The 14221-nt window shown below is 63.8% G+C and carries 13 protein-coding genes; 3 read left to right on the top strand and 10 right to left on the bottom strand.

Features of this window, described 5'->3' with window-relative positions; genetic code table 11:
• Nucleotides 1–24: 24 nt before the first annotated feature.
• Both JNA92_RS21830 and JNA92_RS21825 read right to left on the bottom strand, forming a co-directional pair.
• On the bottom strand, nt 25–1566 hold the full coding sequence (locus JNA92_RS21830; protein WP_241806603.1) for an MFS transporter: 1542 nt from the start codon (nt 1564–1566) through the stop codon (nt 25–27).
• Nucleotides 1567–1701: 135 nt separating this feature from the next.
• Nucleotides 1702–2610 carry a LysR family transcriptional regulator gene (locus JNA92_RS21825; protein ID WP_241806602.1) on the bottom strand — a complete coding sequence of 303 codons (909 nt, stop codon included), beginning with the start codon at nt 2608–2610 and terminating at the stop codon, nt 1702–1704.
• Between the two features lie 295 nt (nt 2611–2905).
• Between JNA92_RS21825 and JNA92_RS21820 the strand changes: the two genes are divergently transcribed.
• On the top strand, nt 2906–3355 hold the full coding sequence (locus JNA92_RS21820; protein WP_241806601.1) for a universal stress protein: 450 nt from the start codon (nt 2906–2908) through the stop codon (nt 3353–3355).
• A gap of 19 nt (nt 3356–3374) precedes the next feature.
• On the opposite strand, the gene JNA92_RS21815 is transcribed toward JNA92_RS21820, so the two are convergent.
• Genes JNA92_RS21815 through JNA92_RS21800 form a run of 4 tightly spaced genes read right to left on the bottom strand, consistent with a single transcriptional unit; the run spans nt 3375 to nt 8154 of the window.
• Nucleotides 3375–4235, bottom strand: coding sequence for an efflux RND transporter periplasmic adaptor subunit (locus JNA92_RS21815; protein ID WP_241806600.1), 861 nt, complete (start codon nt 4233–4235; stop codon nt 3375–3377).
• A 10-nt stretch (nt 4236–4245) separates the two neighbouring features.
• Nucleotides 4246–4446 (bottom strand): DUF1656 domain-containing protein, encoded by a 201-nt coding sequence (locus JNA92_RS21810; protein WP_241806649.1) that lies wholly within the window; start codon nt 4444–4446, stop codon nt 4246–4248.
• Nucleotides 4447–4450: 4 nt separating this feature from the next.
• Nucleotides 4451–6628, bottom strand: coding sequence for an FUSC family protein (locus JNA92_RS21805; protein WP_241806599.1), 2178 nt, complete (start codon nt 6626–6628; stop codon nt 4451–4453).
• Nucleotides 6625–8154, bottom strand: a complete 1530-nt coding sequence (locus JNA92_RS21800; protein ID WP_241806598.1) for an efflux transporter outer membrane subunit — start codon at nt 8152–8154, stop codon at nt 6625–6627. The genes JNA92_RS21805 and JNA92_RS21800 overlap by 4 nt, the downstream gene beginning before the upstream one ends.
• Nucleotides 8155–8332: 178 nt before the next feature.
• Here JNA92_RS21800 and JNA92_RS21795 point away from each other — a divergent pair, with 178 nt between their 5' ends.
• Nucleotides 8333–9280: a LysR family transcriptional regulator gene (locus JNA92_RS21795; protein WP_241806597.1), complete on the top strand. Its 948-nt coding sequence runs from the start codon at nt 8333–8335 to the stop codon at nt 9278–9280.
• A 120-nt stretch (nt 9281–9400) separates the two neighbouring features.
• Entirely contained in the window at nt 9401–10375 is a 975-nt protein-coding gene (locus JNA92_RS21790) for a 2-hydroxyacid dehydrogenase (RefSeq protein ID WP_241806596.1), read from the top strand.
• Nucleotides 10376–10415: 40 nt separating this feature from the next.
• Here the strand turns inward: JNA92_RS21790 and JNA92_RS21785 are convergent, their stop codons facing one another.
• The 4 genes from JNA92_RS21785 to JNA92_RS21770 all read right to left on the bottom strand — a co-directional run bounded on the left by JNA92_RS21785 (nt 10416) and on the right by JNA92_RS21770 (nt 14193).
• Nucleotides 10416–11354, bottom strand: a complete 939-nt coding sequence (locus tag JNA92_RS21785) for a glycosyltransferase family 2 protein (protein WP_241806595.1) — start codon at nt 11352–11354, stop codon at nt 10416–10418.
• A complete protein-coding gene (locus tag JNA92_RS21780; RefSeq protein WP_241806594.1) occupies nt 11351–11710 on the bottom strand; it encodes a GtrA family protein in 360 nt (119 codons plus the stop codon). Before JNA92_RS21780 ends, JNA92_RS21785 begins: the two co-directional genes overlap by 4 nt.
• A 2-nt stretch (nt 11711–11712) precedes the next feature.
• On the bottom strand, nt 11713–13146 hold the full coding sequence (locus tag JNA92_RS21775) for a glucosyltransferase domain-containing protein (protein WP_241806593.1): 1434 nt from the start codon (nt 13144–13146) through the stop codon (nt 11713–11715).
• Between the two features lie 123 nt (nt 13147–13269).
• Nucleotides 13270–14193: a DMT family transporter gene (locus JNA92_RS21770; protein ID WP_241806592.1), complete on the bottom strand. Its 924-nt coding sequence runs from the start codon at nt 14191–14193 to the stop codon at nt 13270–13272.
• Nucleotides 14194–14221: the final 28 nt, after the last annotated feature.

The following is a 14221-nucleotide window of genomic DNA, read 5'->3' as shown; positions in this document are numbered from 1 at the left end:
CAGCGATCTCGAATTCATCCGGGCTCAGGCCACCGCGCGCGGTGGGTAGACCCGGGTAGGCACGAAAGGAATCAGGCAGATCAGCGCCACGGCGATACCGGCCATGACCAGGTAAAGGTCGGCCGAAGTCAGCACCAGCGCCTGGTCATGAATACGCTTGGCAAGGCCCGCAGCGTTGTCATCGATCAGCGGGGCGTTGCCCAGACTGTCCACCAGGTGGTTGGAATGAAAGTGCCGGCGCAGCGTGCCAAGGGCATCGAGCAGGCCACCGGCGATCACTGCGGCGAGCCCTTTGACGGTGTTGAACCAGGCGGAAGCGAATGGGCCTTCCTGCGGGCTCATGCCGTTGGTGGAGAGCATCAGCAGCGGCAGGACCGCCATCGGTTGGCCGAACACCTGAAGCAGGTAGAACGGGTAGAAATCACCGCGTATCCATTGGCCAGTCAGCAGGCTGCTACCGATGCACGACAGCGCCAGCAGCGCCAGCCCCGTGGCCAGCACCCAGCGGCAGTCCACTGCGCGCAGGTTGCACAGTGCCGCCGTGAGCGGCAGGGCAATCAGTTGCGGCATGGCCACCAGCATCATCAGCGGGCTGGTTTGCGCCGGGCGATACCCTTGGATTTGTGCAAGGTACGCGGAGGGGATGCTGCCCACGCCGGAAAGCACCACCAGCACGCCGGCCAAGGTGACCAGCGCAAAGCTCAGGTTGCGCCGCGACAGCATGCGCAACTGGAAGAACGGCAACGGCTCGGACCATTCGTTGTACAGGAACAGCACCAGCAACAGCGCACCCCCGCCCAGCAGCCAGCAGATCAGCGGCGAATCGAACCAGCCCCAGCGGTCCCCAAGCGACAGGCCCAGGACCATGCAGCTGATGGCCGGCAGCCCCAGCAGCACCCCGCGCCAATCGAACTGCTTGAAGCGCTCAAGGCGCAGCGGGTCCTGGGGCAAGCCCCAGCCGACACAGAACATGGCCAGTGCCGAGGGCAAGATGATCTGCCAGAACGCCCACTGCCAACCGACATATTCGGTCCACAGCCCGGCCAACGGCGTGCCAAGGTTCGGGCCGAAGGTGGCGGTCAGGGCATAGCAGGCCAACCCGTACACCTTGATGCCCGGCGGCAGGAAACGCAGCGCCACGCTCATGAGCATCGGTGGCAAGGCGCCCGATGCAAAGCCCTGGAGGATGCGCAGCAGCATGAGGCTGTGCAGGTTGGGGGCGAAGGGCTGCAGCAATCCAAGCAGCGCGAACATCCCAACCGCGCTCAGGGTGAAGCGGCGCAAGGAGAAGGTAGTGGCCAGCCAGGGCGCGAAGGCCATGGCCGAGACCGAGGCGGCGCTGTAAACCGCCAGCAGCCAGGCGCCCTCGTCGGCGCCGATGCCCATGGCCCCGCGGATATCAGCCAGGGAGATCTTGGTCACCGATTCGTTGAGGCCGGCGCACAGCACCGCCAGCAACACGCCGAACAGCCCGACCACCACGCGCAGGCCGAACGCCGACTGCACGGGCGCTGCCGGCGCGGGGGCGGCGGCGATCGCGGTGGCAGGGGCGGACAGGGAACTCATGGGTAGACAACTCCAGCAACAATTTTATGGCTGGAGCAAGTCTAAGAAAGTCGAATGCTTACGAAAACTGACTTATCGGCAGTTCTATATTGCGTGTGACGCAATCCACGCGAAGCGCCACAAAACGCTGCGGGTTTACGGATCGACACTGCAACAGGCTTTCAAGATCTGCCGCAACCAGCGGTGCGCCGGATCGTTGTGATAACGCGGGTGCCAGGCCTGCAGCACGGTCACCCGTTCCAGCGGCACCGGAATCTCGAACGAGCGCAACGGCAAGCCGAGCTTGTGCACACTGTTGAGAATATTGGCGGGCATCGGCAGGATCAGGTCCGAATCGGGCAGCGAGAACAACGCCGAGTGGAAGCTCGGCGTAATCAGCGCCACCCGCCGTTGCACCTTGAAGTTGGCCAGCTCGACATCGATCGGCCCGTTAGCGCGGCCACGCCGGGACACGCTGATCTGTGGATAACCGGCAAAACTCTGCGCGGTGATCGGCTGGTCGAAGATCGGATGGTCGCGCCGCGCCAACCCCACGTAGTAGGTCTGGAACAGGCTCTGCACCTTGATTTCCGGGCCCAGGTCGACGGTCGAGCTGATGATCAGGTCGGTGCGCCCATCGCGCAGGATGCTGTCGTCATCACCACCGGGGCTCTCCGGCACGAAGCGCAGTACCGTGCGCGGGGCCTGCTCGTGCATGCGGCGCAACAGCAGGGCACCATACAGGGCGATGAACAGGTCATTGGTGCGGATGTTGAAGGCTCGGTCGAGCTTGGGTAGATCCACCTCTGCAGCACTGCGGAACACCTCACCGGCCTGCTCCACCAGCGCCGCCACCTGCTCGCGCAGGGCCAGCGCCCGAGGTGTCGGTACCAGGCCACGGCCGGCGCGCACCAGGATCGGATCGCCCAAGGCATCGCGGATACGCCCGAGGGTCCGGCTCATTGCCGCCGGGCTGAGGTTCATGCGCTGCGCCGCGCCGACCACACTGCCTTCATCGAGCAGGGCGTCGAGGGCGACGAGCAGGTTCATGTCCGGGAGTGGCATGGCCGATTTCCGTGGCGGTTGTGGGAACGCGATGTTAGCAGGTCGCACGATTGCACCAGACGCAATGCGCTCGTGCGTGGTAGCGCATTTATTTCCATGGCCTGATGAGCCACAAGTAAGGCTGTGACTGTACCGGCCCTATCGCCGGCAAGCCGGCTCCCACAGGGGTGGGGACTGCCCCGGGACATTGGATGGGTGTCCAACTACCCGGGGGCAGGCCAAACTTGTGGGCGCCGGCTTGCCGGCGATGGGGCCAGTACAGGCAACCGACCAGCCAGTTTCAGCGAGGATCCTTATGCCCAGCCCCGTCCTGATCGCCATCGACGCCTCCCCTGCCTCGACCGCCCTGCTCACCCTCGCCCGCCGCTACTGCCGGCCCGACGAACACGAACTGCACGTATTGCTGGCCATCGACTCGACGTTCGCCGTGCACGACAAGCCTGCGCCGTACACCGCCGAGGAAGTGGAACAATACCCTGCCGCCTGTGAGGAACAACGCCTGGGCGACCGTGCCGTGGCCGAAGCCGTGGCATCGCTCAAGCAGGCCGGCTTCAGCAGCCAAGGCTGCATGGTCGCAGGGCAACCGGTCGAGGCCATCGTCGCCAAGGCGCAGGAAATCAAGTGCGAGCTGATCATCATGGGCCACCGCCACCTGTCGCGCCTGGGGCGGATGCTGGACCCGTCAGTCAGTGCGAAGGTGATTGACCGGGTCACAGTGCCCGTCTTGGTCGGGGCGGCAGTCTAGACATCGCACAGGCCTGCGTTCATCCATCGCTCGGCGTCACCACCACGGTGCACGTCGTCCCTGCCGCCAGCAGAAACCCGTCCGGCACTTCATCGATGTGTATCCGCACCGGCACCCGCTGGGCCAGGCGCACCCAGTTGAAGGTCGGGTTCACGTCGGCGATCAGCTCGCGGCTCTGCGGGTTATCGCGGTCGTAGATGCCACGGGCGATGCTCTGCACATGGCCCTTGAGCCGTTCGCCGCTCATCATCTGCAGCTCAGCCTGGTCACCCACCTTCACGTGCGGCAGCTTGGTTTCCTCAAAGAAGCCGTAAACCCAGAACGAGTGTTCATCGACCACCGCCATCACCGCCTCACCGGTACGCGCATAGTCACCTTTGTGGATATTCAGGTTGGTCACGTAGCCATCGACCGTGGCAACGATGCGGGTGCGTGTGAGGTTCAACTCGGCCGCTGCCAGGGCTGCCTGGGCCTGTTGATAGTCGGCCAGCGCGGCGTTGGCGATGTTGCTGGCGTCGTCGCGGTTTTCCTTGGAGATCACCAGGTTGTCCATGTCGGCACGGCGCCGGGCGTTGACCTTGCGCATCTCCCAGGTGGCCTTGCGCGAGGCGACCAGCGCCTTGGCTTGGTCGACGGCCAACTGGTAGTGCTCGGGGTCGATCCGGATCAGCAGGTCGCCCTTCTTCACCCGCTGGTTATCCTTGACCGGTACATCCACCACATAACCGGGCACGTCGGCGGCGACATTGATGATGTCGGCCCGCACGCGCCCGTCGCGGGTCCAGGGCGTCGTCATGTAGTGCAGCCACAACTGGCGACCGATCACCACGGCAGCAGTCAGCACCAGCAAGGTGGCAATCAGGCTGAAGAACTTTTTCATCGAAGGATTCTCACCGGTAGAGCGACAGCGCCAGGGCGCCGAACAGGCAGACGAACAGGCTCAGGCGCAACAGCGCCGGGTGCCAGAAGAAGCGGTAGCCATCATGGCTGGCGATGAAGCGGTCCAAGCCCCAGGCCAGGCCCAGGGCGAACAGGAACATCAAGGTCATGGTGGGCATGTACACGCCATGGAAGGCGATCTCACGGGGCATGAGTTCACGGAGCATCGTGCAATCCTTTCGCCGTAGCCAACGGCGACTGTGGGTCGAGCAGGGAGGAACGGATGAAGTGCAGGTAGCTCTGCACGCGGCGCAACACCGAGGTGTCGAAGTGCCGGGCGAAGGGTTCGTCGGTGGCCTGCACACGGCTGATGGCGTGGTCGACGGCCACCAGCGCGCGCTCGTGGTTGCTGGCGCTGGGCTGCAGGAACAGCCGCGCCAGCGCCCGGCCCATGACACGAATTGCCTGGCGCCAAGGCTGCGACTCGGCATACGCCGGGTGGACGGGTGCGCGGGCCTGCTCCTTGCGCAGCTCGATGACCGCATGGCCGATTTCCAGCACCGTCAACATCCAGCCCATCAGCTCGCTTTGTACCTGCGGCTTGCCGGCGGCCAGGCCATAGGCCTGGTGCAACAGGTCACGGGTGCGGCTTTCGAACGCCGAGCCCAGGCCGCGCAGGCGACCGCTGATGGCGAACAGCACCTGCTCGCGCAGTTCCTGCTCCAGGCGGCTCCACAACCAGCGGCTGTTGGGCGGCAGGATGATCGCCCCCGCCGCAGCGCAGACGAACATACCGATGACCATGCCGATGTAGTCGTTGATGAAGGTGTAAGGGTCGTACACGGTCAGGTTGTTAGGCACTGAGCCGATGGCGAAGAACACCAGCAGGCCTATGCCGTAACCCGCGTAGGCAGGCCGCGAAGACAGGAAGGCACCCAGCGTGAACACCGGCGCCAGCACCATGCACAGCAGCGCGAAGCCGTCGATCCAAGGGAACACGAAGAAGGTTTCGAAGAAGCCGATGAACGCCCCGATCGCCGTGCCGCAGGCCATTTGGAACGACATGCGTTTGGGGTTCGGCGAAGCCGCCGACAGGCCTACGGTGACGGTGGCGATCAAGGTCATCATGCCCCCACTTGGCCAGTCGCTGAGCAGCCAGTAGCTGCCCAGCAGCAACAGCACCGCCGAGGCGCGCAGGCCGGCGGCCAGCGACACCAGCCAGCTGGTCTGAGCCACGTAAGGCTCATCCCACTGCTCGCGCTCATGCGTGTGCGCGGCCAGGGAGGCGTGGGTTTCGGCGTAGCTGTACATCTCGTCGACCAAGCGATAGAGCAGCTCGAAAGCGGTATGGAAATCGAGCTGGTCGGACTCGCTGGGGTCGGTCAGCAGGTATTCGGCGCGCAGGCCACGTACCTGAGCCTGCAGGCCCTCTTTGTAGGCCGCCAGCTCCAGCGTCAGGCGCAGCGCATCGGCATCGGTCAGCGCGCGCCCGACATAGGGCTCAAGCAGCTCGACCAAGGTGTTCAGGCCCGGCTCGATGGCCCCGACGATGGTGAGCGGCCCACGGGCGCGCAGGCGCTCAAGCAACCGGCGCAGGGCGTTGAAGCGCGTGGTGATGGCCATGAACTCGCTGTTCATGCGCACCAGGCGGCCAGAGCGCCTGCGCATGTGCGGGTCTTCGAAGGCGGTGACGTTGCGCAGGCTTTCCAGGCCGACCGCCTCGGCGACGAACCTGACGTTGCTGGTTTCGAAACGGTCTCGCTGGCTGTCACCACGCAAGGCCTCGACCACGACCCCGGCGAACACGCCAAAACGCTGGTACAACGCATTGCGCATGGCGGCGCTGGCCGACTGCGGCAGGACCGCGGCGCTGACGAAGGTCGAAACGAGGATGCCCAAGCCAATCTCCAGCACCCGCCACACGGCCGCCATGAACGCTTGGTCTGGGTGTTCCAGCACCGGCAGGCCGGTCATGGCCGCGGTGTAGCCGGCCAGCACGAAACCATAGGCGCGAAAGGTGCGGTAGCGCATGGCGCCCGCCGAACACAGGCCCACCCACAGCGCCAGGCTGGGCAGGAACAGCTCAGTGTTCTGCGCGAACAGGGCAATCAGCGCCACCATCATCGCCGAGCCGGCCAGGGTGCCGAGCACCCGGTAGAAACTCTTGGCGAAGACATGGCCGCTCTGCGGCTGCATGACGATGAACACGGTGATCATCGCCGTGCGCGGCTGTGGCAGCTCCAGGCGCATGGCCAGCCACAGGGTGATGAACGCAGCGGCCAGCACCTTGCAGATGTAGACCCACGTCACCCCGTCGGTACGCGCCCAGGCAAAGAAACCCCGGCGCCATTCCAGGCTGTGCAGCCAGCGCAGGGGCAGGCTCGATGCACTCATTCGGCGTGGTCCGGTTTGCGGTCGAAAACAGCCAGGCTGGCTGGGGTGGTCGGCGCTGCCTGGCGCTCCTGCTCAGGCACGTCCTTGCCGGCCTGCAGGCCACCGCCCAGGGCGGTCACCAGCTCGGCATGGGCGATCAGGCGCGCGGCCTGCACCTGCTGCTGCACGTTCTGCTGGCGCAGCAGCAAGGTCTGGGCATTGAGCACGTTGAGGTAGTCGGTCAGGCCCCGCTGGAAGGCGATCATGGCGATGTCGTAGGTCTTCTGTGCAGCGGCCACGGATTCAGCGGCGAAATGCGCCTGTTCCTGCATCGACTCACGGCGGATCAACTGGTCGGAAATGTGCCTCAACGCGCCAATGACCGTCTGGTTGTAGCGCGCCACGGCCACGTCATAGCCCGCCGCAGCCACCCCCAGCTGCGAGCGCAAGCGGCCGCCGTCGAAGATGGGCAGGCTGATGGCCGGCCCGACGTTGTAGTTGAACTTGCGCCCGCTGAGAAATTCCAGCGGCCCGCCACCGGTGGCCATGAAGCCCAGGCTGCCGACCAGGTCGACGTTAGGGAAGAAGCCAGCGTGAGCGACGTCGATGCCACGCGCCTGGGCGGCCACCTGCCAGCGGCTGGCAACCACGTCGGGGCGCTGGCCGACCAGCTCGGCCGGCAGCGCAGACGGCAGCTGCACAGGGGCGGCAAGGGTCAGGCTGGGGCGCTGGATCTGCGCGCCCTCCCCTGGCCCCTTGCCCGCCAGCGCAGCCAGCTGGTTGCGGGTAAGCGCGATTTCTTCGTCGAGGCTGTCCAGTTGGCGATGGGTTTCGGGCAGCGGGGCTTCGGCCTGGCTGACCTCCAGATGGGTACCGATACCGCCGTCCAGGCGGCGCTTGGCCAAAGCCAGAATCTGCTCCTGCTGCTTGAGCTCGGCCTGGACGATGTCACGCTGGGCGAAGTGCAGGCTCAGCTGAATGTAGGCACGCACCACGTTGTTCTGCAGTTCCAGTTGCGCCTGGCGGGCCTCGGCCACGCTCATGTGTGCCTGGTCCACGGCCTGTTCGCTGGCGTTGCGTTCGCGCCCCCAAAGGTCCAGGGCATAGCTGAAGCCGATGGCGGCGTTGTTGTCCCAGGTGTTGGCACCCGACAGTGCGCCAGGGCCATAGAACGAGTCTTCAGGCCAGTTGTGGCGCTTGAGCGACGCCTGGCCGTTGGCCTGCAGCTGTTCTGCCGACTCGACCACGCCGGCCATGGCCTTGGCCGCGCGCACCCGCGCTGTGGCCATGGCCAGGCTCGGGCTACCCGCCACGGCCAGGTCCAGCCAATGGTTCAGTTGCGGGTCATGGTAGGCACGCCACCACTGCTGGTCGGGCCAGTGGGCATCGCTGGCGGCTGCACGGATGGCTGCGTCGGTGGTCAAGGTATTGGCTTGGAGGGTCTTGCTTTGTGGGGCAATGCCCCAGGTTCCGATACAGCCGCTCAAGGTGAGGCTAATGGCACAGGCACTGAACGCCTGAAGCGTTCTGATGATGCGACGCGGCACAGCTGCGATTTCCCGAGGAAGAGGTGGAGGGCTGGGCAATTCTAGGGGGCGGCCGCACTGGCGATAAGCGTGGATTCCTGCGAATCTTTGTTACCAAAACAGCGATAATCCGGCTTTGGTCGAAGGCACATGCAACTTACTTCGTGACACAATTTGCCCTCTACCTTGAGAGTGACCCATGGACACCCTGCAAAACATGCGTGCTTTCAGTTGCGTAGCCCAGCTTGGCAGTTTCACTGCTGCTGCGGCGCAACTGGATACGACCACCGCGAACGTGTCGCGGGCGGTCTCCAACCTGGAAGCCCATCTGCAAACCCGGCTGCTGAACCGAACCACGCGGCGCATCGCCCTGACCGAGGCGGGCAAGCGTTACCTGATGCGCTGTGAACAGATCCTGACCTACGTCGAAGAGGCCGAAGCCGAGGCGAGCGATGCGCATGCCCGCCCTGCCGGGCAATTGAAGGTGCACTCGATGACCGGGGTCGGCCAGCACTTCGTGGTCGATGCCATCGCCCGCTACCGCGAGTCGCACCCGGACGTGACGTTCGACCTGACCATGGCCAACCGCGTGCCCGACCTGCTCGACGAAGGCTATGACGTGTCCATCGTGCTGGCCACCGAGCTGCCGGACTCGGGCTTCGTGTCGCAGCGTCTGGGCATTACCTACAGCATCGTCTGCGCCTCGCCCGACTATGTGGCCAGGCACGGCTTCGCGCACAAGCCGGTCGACCTGCTGCAGCATGCCTGCCTGCGCATGGTCAGCCCGGTGATCCCGCTGGAAAAGTGGTTGTTCGACGGCCCGGAGGGCCAGGAGCTGGTCAACATCACCAGTTCGCCGTTCCAGGTCAATTCTGCCGACGCGATGAAAACCGCGATTCGCAGCGGCATGGGCATGGGCGTGCTGCCGATCTACTCGGCCATCGAGGGTTTGCGGGATGGCAGCCTGGTGCGGGTGATGCCGGACTACAGGCTGCAGGAGCTGAACCTGTATGCGATCTACCCGTCGCGCCAGTATCTGGATGCGAAGATCAAGACCTGGGTGGAGTACCTGCGCAATTCCCTGCCTGAGATTCTCGCAGCCCACGAAGCGGACCTGAAAACCCACGAGTTGCTCATCGCGAACTGAAGCAGCTGCAAGCTGCAAGCTGCAAGCTGCAAGCAACAGCAGAGCCGTGCACGCGCTGCTTTCTCTTGCAGCTTGTAGCTTGCAACTTGTAGCTTCTACCTTTTGCCCGGAAGTAGCCCGATGAAAAAGACCGTCCTGGCCTTCAGCCGCATAACCCCGGCCATGGCCGAGCGCCTGCAGCAAGATTTCAACGTGATCGTGCCCAACCCCAAGCTCGGCGACATCAGTGCCCAGTTCAATGAAGCCTTGCCCGAAGCCCACGGCCTGATCGGCGCCGGTCGCAAGCTCGGCCGCGCGCAACTCGAAGGGGCCGCCAAGCTGGAAGTGGTGTCCAGCGTCTCGGTGGGCTACGACAACTACGACGTCGACTACTTCAACGAGCGCGGCATCGCCCTGACCAACACGCCTGACGTGCTGACCGAAAGCACCGCCGACCTGGGCTTCTCGCTGATCATGGGCTGCGCACGGCGCACGGCCGAACTGGACGCCTGGACCAAGGCCGGCCAATGGCAGGCCACCGTCGGCCCAGCGCACTTCGGCAGCGACGTGCACGGCAAGACGCTGGGCATCGTCGGCCTGGGCAACATCGGCGCGGCCGTCGCCCGCCGTGGCCGCTTCGGTTTCAACATGCCGGTGCTGTATGCCGGCAACAGCCGCAAACCAGCACTGGAGCAGGAGCTCGGGGCCCAATACCGCAGCCTTGAGCAACTGCTGGCAGAATCCGATTTCGTCTGCATCGTGGTGCCGCTGTCCGACGCCACCCGCAAGCTGATCGGCGCTCGCGAGCTGAAGCTGATGAAGCCGAGCGCCTTCCTGATCAACATCGCCCGTGGCCCGGTGGTCGACGAAGCAGCGCTGGTCGAGGCGCTGCAAAACGGCACCATTCGCGGCGCGGGCCTGGATGTCTACGAAAAGGAGCCGCTGAGCGAGTCGCCGCTGTTCAAACTGCCCAATGCCCTGACGCTGCCGCACATCGGTTCGGCCACCGCCGAAACCCGTGAGGCCATGGCCAACCGGGCAATGGACAACCTGCGCGCTGCGCTGCTGGGCGAGCGGCCGCGGGATCTGGTGAACCCACAGGTGTGGAAGGGCTGATAACGCGTATTCGCCGCGAAGAGGCCAGCACAGGCAACCTTCACATGGGTTGCCTGTGCCGCCTCAGTACCTTGCGCACCACGTACCGGGGCCGATGCTTGGTCTCCTGGTAGATCCGCCCTATGTATTCGCCCAATATTCCGATGCCGATCAACTGCACCCCGCCCAGGAACAGCACTGCGGTCATCAACGACGGGTAGCCCGGCACATCGTTTCCGAACAGCATTTTGTCGATCACCATGTACATCGCAAACACGAACGCCGACAGCGATACCCCTCCACCCACGTAACTCCATAGCCGCAAAGGCACCGTGCTGAACGAGGTGATGCCATCCAGGGCCAGGTTCCATAGCCGCCAGAAGCTGAATTTGCTGTTGCCCGCCGTACGTTTGGGCCGGTCGTACTCGACGATTTCGGTACGAAAACCCACCCAGGACAACACACCTTTCATGAACAACTGCTGCTCCGGCAACTGGCGGATGGCGGCCACCACCTTGCGGTCCAACAGGCGAAAATCACCGACGTTTTCCTCGATCCGGGTCGAGGCGATGCGGTTGTGCAAGCGGTAATACAGGCGTGCAGTCCAACGCTTGAGCCGGGTGTCGGTCGCACGGCTACGGCGCTTGGCCAGCACAACGTCGGCCCCCTGCTGCCACAGCTCGATCATCTGTGCGATCAGCTCTACAGGGTCCTGCAGGTCGACGTCGATCGGCACCACGGCATCGCCATTGGCGTATTCGAGGCCCGCGAACAGGGCGGACTCCTTGCCGAAATTGCGCGAGAAGTTGACCACCGTGACCCATTCATCGCGCGCCGCCAACTCGGTGCAAATCTGCTCGCTGGCATCGCTGCTGCCATCGTTGACCAGCAGGATCTCGACCGTCACCCCCTGCAGCGTCGGCTCGCTGCGTACCGCATGATAAAAGCGTTCAAGGGTGTCCTGCTCGTTGTACAGGGGCGCGACCAGGGTAATGTTCATGCCTCCCTCCGCTTGAAAACCACCGCGTGCGAGTAGCTGTAGCCGACGATCAGGCTGGTGGCTGAAAACGTAAGCACGGTCAACCAGGGCGACAACTGCGCCCAATCGGCGATGGCCCCGAGCACTAGGCTGATGCCACCCATGCCGGCCATGAACACCAGGTAGTGCGACCCCGTTGGCCTGACGGCAAAGGTAAAGCGGGCATTGATGTGATAGGACACGGTTGCCGCCACGGCGAAGGCCAGCAGGTTGCTCTGCCCCTGATTCAACCCCAGCGCCAGCGCCCCCCAGAACACCAAACCGTGCAAGGCGGTGTTACCGATGCCAACCAGGCCATAGCGAGCGAAACGAACCATGATCAGTGCTCCTGTCCGGTTGCCTGCGGCAGCTTGATCAGCACATAAGCGGCATCACCCACCAAATGGATGTCATAGAACCTGCTCACGACCCGTGGCGAGGGACTGCGGGCCAGTACCTCCCGACGGGTCAGCGGCGGCGACTGGTAGAACGTGCGAGGGTCGTCGATACCCACCCGCGGGAGCATTTCTGGCAGCATCACATACCGGTTCGCATCGATGACTTCGATCGCTGGCATATGCGCCAAGGTACCTTTGGCAGCAGGCACCCAAAGCCTGGACTGCCAATAGCCGAGCAGGTAGTAATGCCTGGCTGCGGCCAGCTCCGGCTGGGACGAGAGGTCATGGGCAACGGACTGGGCGACTGCTTGGTGCAAGGCCTTCTGCAGCATCAGCACCCGGCCGTACGCAAAGGCCATGGAGAGCATGAACACGATCGAGGTGGCCAGAACGACCAGGCGCACACGGGGCACCGCTGCCAAGGCGTCGTGCACCACGTAAAGCAACATGGTCAGCGCGGCACCCAGGCCCATCAGTACCCGCGCGGTGGGGTCGAAGTGCTCCAGGAACAGAATGAGGCCTGGAATGCATAGCAGTATCAGCGCAACCGGTAACAGCAACGCCGCGACCAACCCCAGCCGCTCGCTCAAGGCGTAGGGACGACGCCACAGTGCTTGCAGCTTGCGGCCCAATGAGAATGCCGCCAACAGGCACAAACCAAGGGCCCCCCAGAAAACCCAGGGTGTGACCAACACGCTGACAACGTCCACCGTGGCCGCAAGGCGCTGGGACATTTCAGTCAGCCACAGCCCGTCGAAAGCAAGCAGCGCCGTACGCTCACTGCGCACCATCCAGGCGCAGGACACATAGAAAAGCCCCACGCCAACCAGCAACTGCCCCAAGCGCACCGCTGCAACCTTGCAAACCATTGCAAACCGGCTGCCGTTCATGACCAAGCGCATGATTTCCAGGCAACACAAACCCGCGAATACGTTCAGGCCGGGTTGGTACAGCGCAGCGCTGGCGGCCACCAGTAACGTGCCGCCGAGCCATGATTTCGACCATTGGCAGCCAAGGGTGATCGCCCACAGGCTACACGCCAGCGACAAGGCCATCGATGCCCCATCATATTGATAGGAAAGGTTCTGCAGGAAGAAGGGCTGCATCCACAACGGCAACACCACCAGCACGGCACTCACCGTCGGTAGCGTGAACCAGTGCTGCACCAGGTTGGCCAGCGCGTGTGCGGTAATCAGCACGGCAAGCAGCAACGGCAATGGGTAAAGGTTCACAGCAGCGGGGCCGAAACTCAGTACGGCATTGAGCAAGGCGGCCAGCGGCCGACCGTCTTGCACCCAGTCATTGCGTGCCAGGTATTGGCGCGCGTAGTCGTCCAGGACTGACATGTCGGCCATCAGCAGCGGGACGATATGCAACAGCAACGCTGCTGAACACGTTAGCCAAAGCTGTGTAGAGGACAGTGTTCTGAAGGAGGACGGCATTGGTTTCCCCAGCGATTTGCGGCCTAGTCTTAGCCATGCTGCAAATACGCGCACCTGTCATTTCTGACAGTTGCCAATGCCCCCTCCAACATGCAACACACCAGCAGCCACGGGCTTCGGCTTGCGAAACACCAGCACATTACCCGCCATCACCGCGACCATCCCGAGCAACGCAGGGGCTGTCCATTGATAGCCTTCGGCAAACGCCGACACATTCAGCGCCACCAGCGGGAACAGCACCGTGCAGTATGCAGCGCGCTCCGCGCCCATGCGCCCGACCAACGTCAGGTAGGCGGTGAAGCCGATCACCGAGCCCGGTATCACCAGGTACAGCAGCGAGCCGACATAGCGCGTGTTCCACTCCATCGCAAAGGGAATACCGCTGATCAGGCAATACACGGACAACAAAGCGGCCCCATAGACCATCCCCCACGCATTGGTGGTCATGGGCTTGAGGCCGGCTTTCTGCTGCATGCTCGACAGCATGTTGCCTGCCGAGAAGCACAGCGTACCGAGCAAGGCCAGGCCGAGGCCATAAAGCGTTTCGCGGCTTGCCGCATGGTGCGACAACTCCGGCCAGAACAGCAGGCCCAACCCCAAAAGGCCAAGCGCGCCGCCAGCGAGTACGTTGCTGGCGACCCTCTGCCCGAAGAAGATCCGTGCGTTCAGCGCATTCCACAATGTGGCAGTGGAGAACACCACGGCGATCAGGCCACTGGCGATCCACTGGCTGGCGGTGAGGAAACACATGAAATTGACGCAGAACAGGCACAGCCCCTGCGCCAGACACAACAGGTGACCGCGCCGATTCATTGGCTGCAGGCGGCGGGTAAGCAGCAGGATGGCGAACAGGATCAGGCCAGCCAAGGCAAAGCGGTAGACGATCGACACCGGGATGGCGACTTCGCCCAATTGCAGTTTCAGAGCGATCCAGGTGGTACCCCAGATCAGGACGGTGAGCAGGTACAGGGAAAGGTTCATGGGGGGTTCCTTAGGCATACGACCTTGC

The organism is Pseudomonas putida, assembly GCF_022627325.1.
Lineage (GTDB): Bacteria > Pseudomonadota > Gammaproteobacteria > Pseudomonadales > Pseudomonadaceae > Aquipseudomonas > Aquipseudomonas putida_X.
The sequence above is the reverse complement of the archived record's forward strand: the minus strand, read 5'-3'. Positions and strand labels throughout refer to the sequence as shown.

Excerpts from the sequence above, each read along its gene's own strand:
- JNA92_RS21805 (WP_241806599.1), bottom strand. The coding sequence starts at position 6,628 with ATGAGTGCATCGAGCCTGCCCCTGCGCTGGCTGCACAGCCTGGAATGG.
- JNA92_RS21810 (WP_241806649.1), bottom strand. The coding sequence starts at position 4,446 with ATGCCCCGTGAGATCGCCTTCCATGGCGTGTACATGCCCACCATGACC.
- JNA92_RS21825 (WP_241806602.1), bottom strand. The coding sequence starts at position 2,610 with ATGCCACTCCCGGACATGAACCTGCTCGTCGCCCTCGACGCCCTGCTC.
- JNA92_RS21780 (WP_241806594.1), bottom strand. The coding sequence starts at position 11,710 with ATGGTTCGTTTCGCTCGCTATGGCCTGGTTGGCATCGGTAACACCGCC.
- JNA92_RS21795 (WP_241806597.1), top strand. The coding sequence starts at position 8,333 with ATGGACACCCTGCAAAACATGCGTGCTTTCAGTTGCGTAGCCCAGCTT.
- JNA92_RS21820 (WP_241806601.1), top strand. The coding sequence starts at position 2,906 with ATGCCCAGCCCCGTCCTGATCGCCATCGACGCCTCCCCTGCCTCGACC.
- JNA92_RS21785 (WP_241806595.1), bottom strand. The coding sequence starts at position 11,354 with ATGAACATTACCCTGGTCGCGCCCCTGTACAACGAGCAGGACACCCTT.
- JNA92_RS21830 (WP_241806603.1), bottom strand. The coding sequence starts at position 1,566 with ATGAGTTCCCTGTCCGCCCCTGCCACCGCGATCGCCGCCGCCCCCGCG.
- JNA92_RS21815 (WP_241806600.1), bottom strand. The coding sequence starts at position 4,235 with ATGAAAAAGTTCTTCAGCCTGATTGCCACCTTGCTGGTGCTGACTGCT.
- JNA92_RS21790 (WP_241806596.1), top strand. The coding sequence starts at position 9,401 with ATGAAAAAGACCGTCCTGGCCTTCAGCCGCATAACCCCGGCCATGGCC.
- JNA92_RS21770 (WP_241806592.1), bottom strand. The coding sequence starts at position 14,193 with ATGAACCTTTCCCTGTACCTGCTCACCGTCCTGATCTGGGGTACCACC.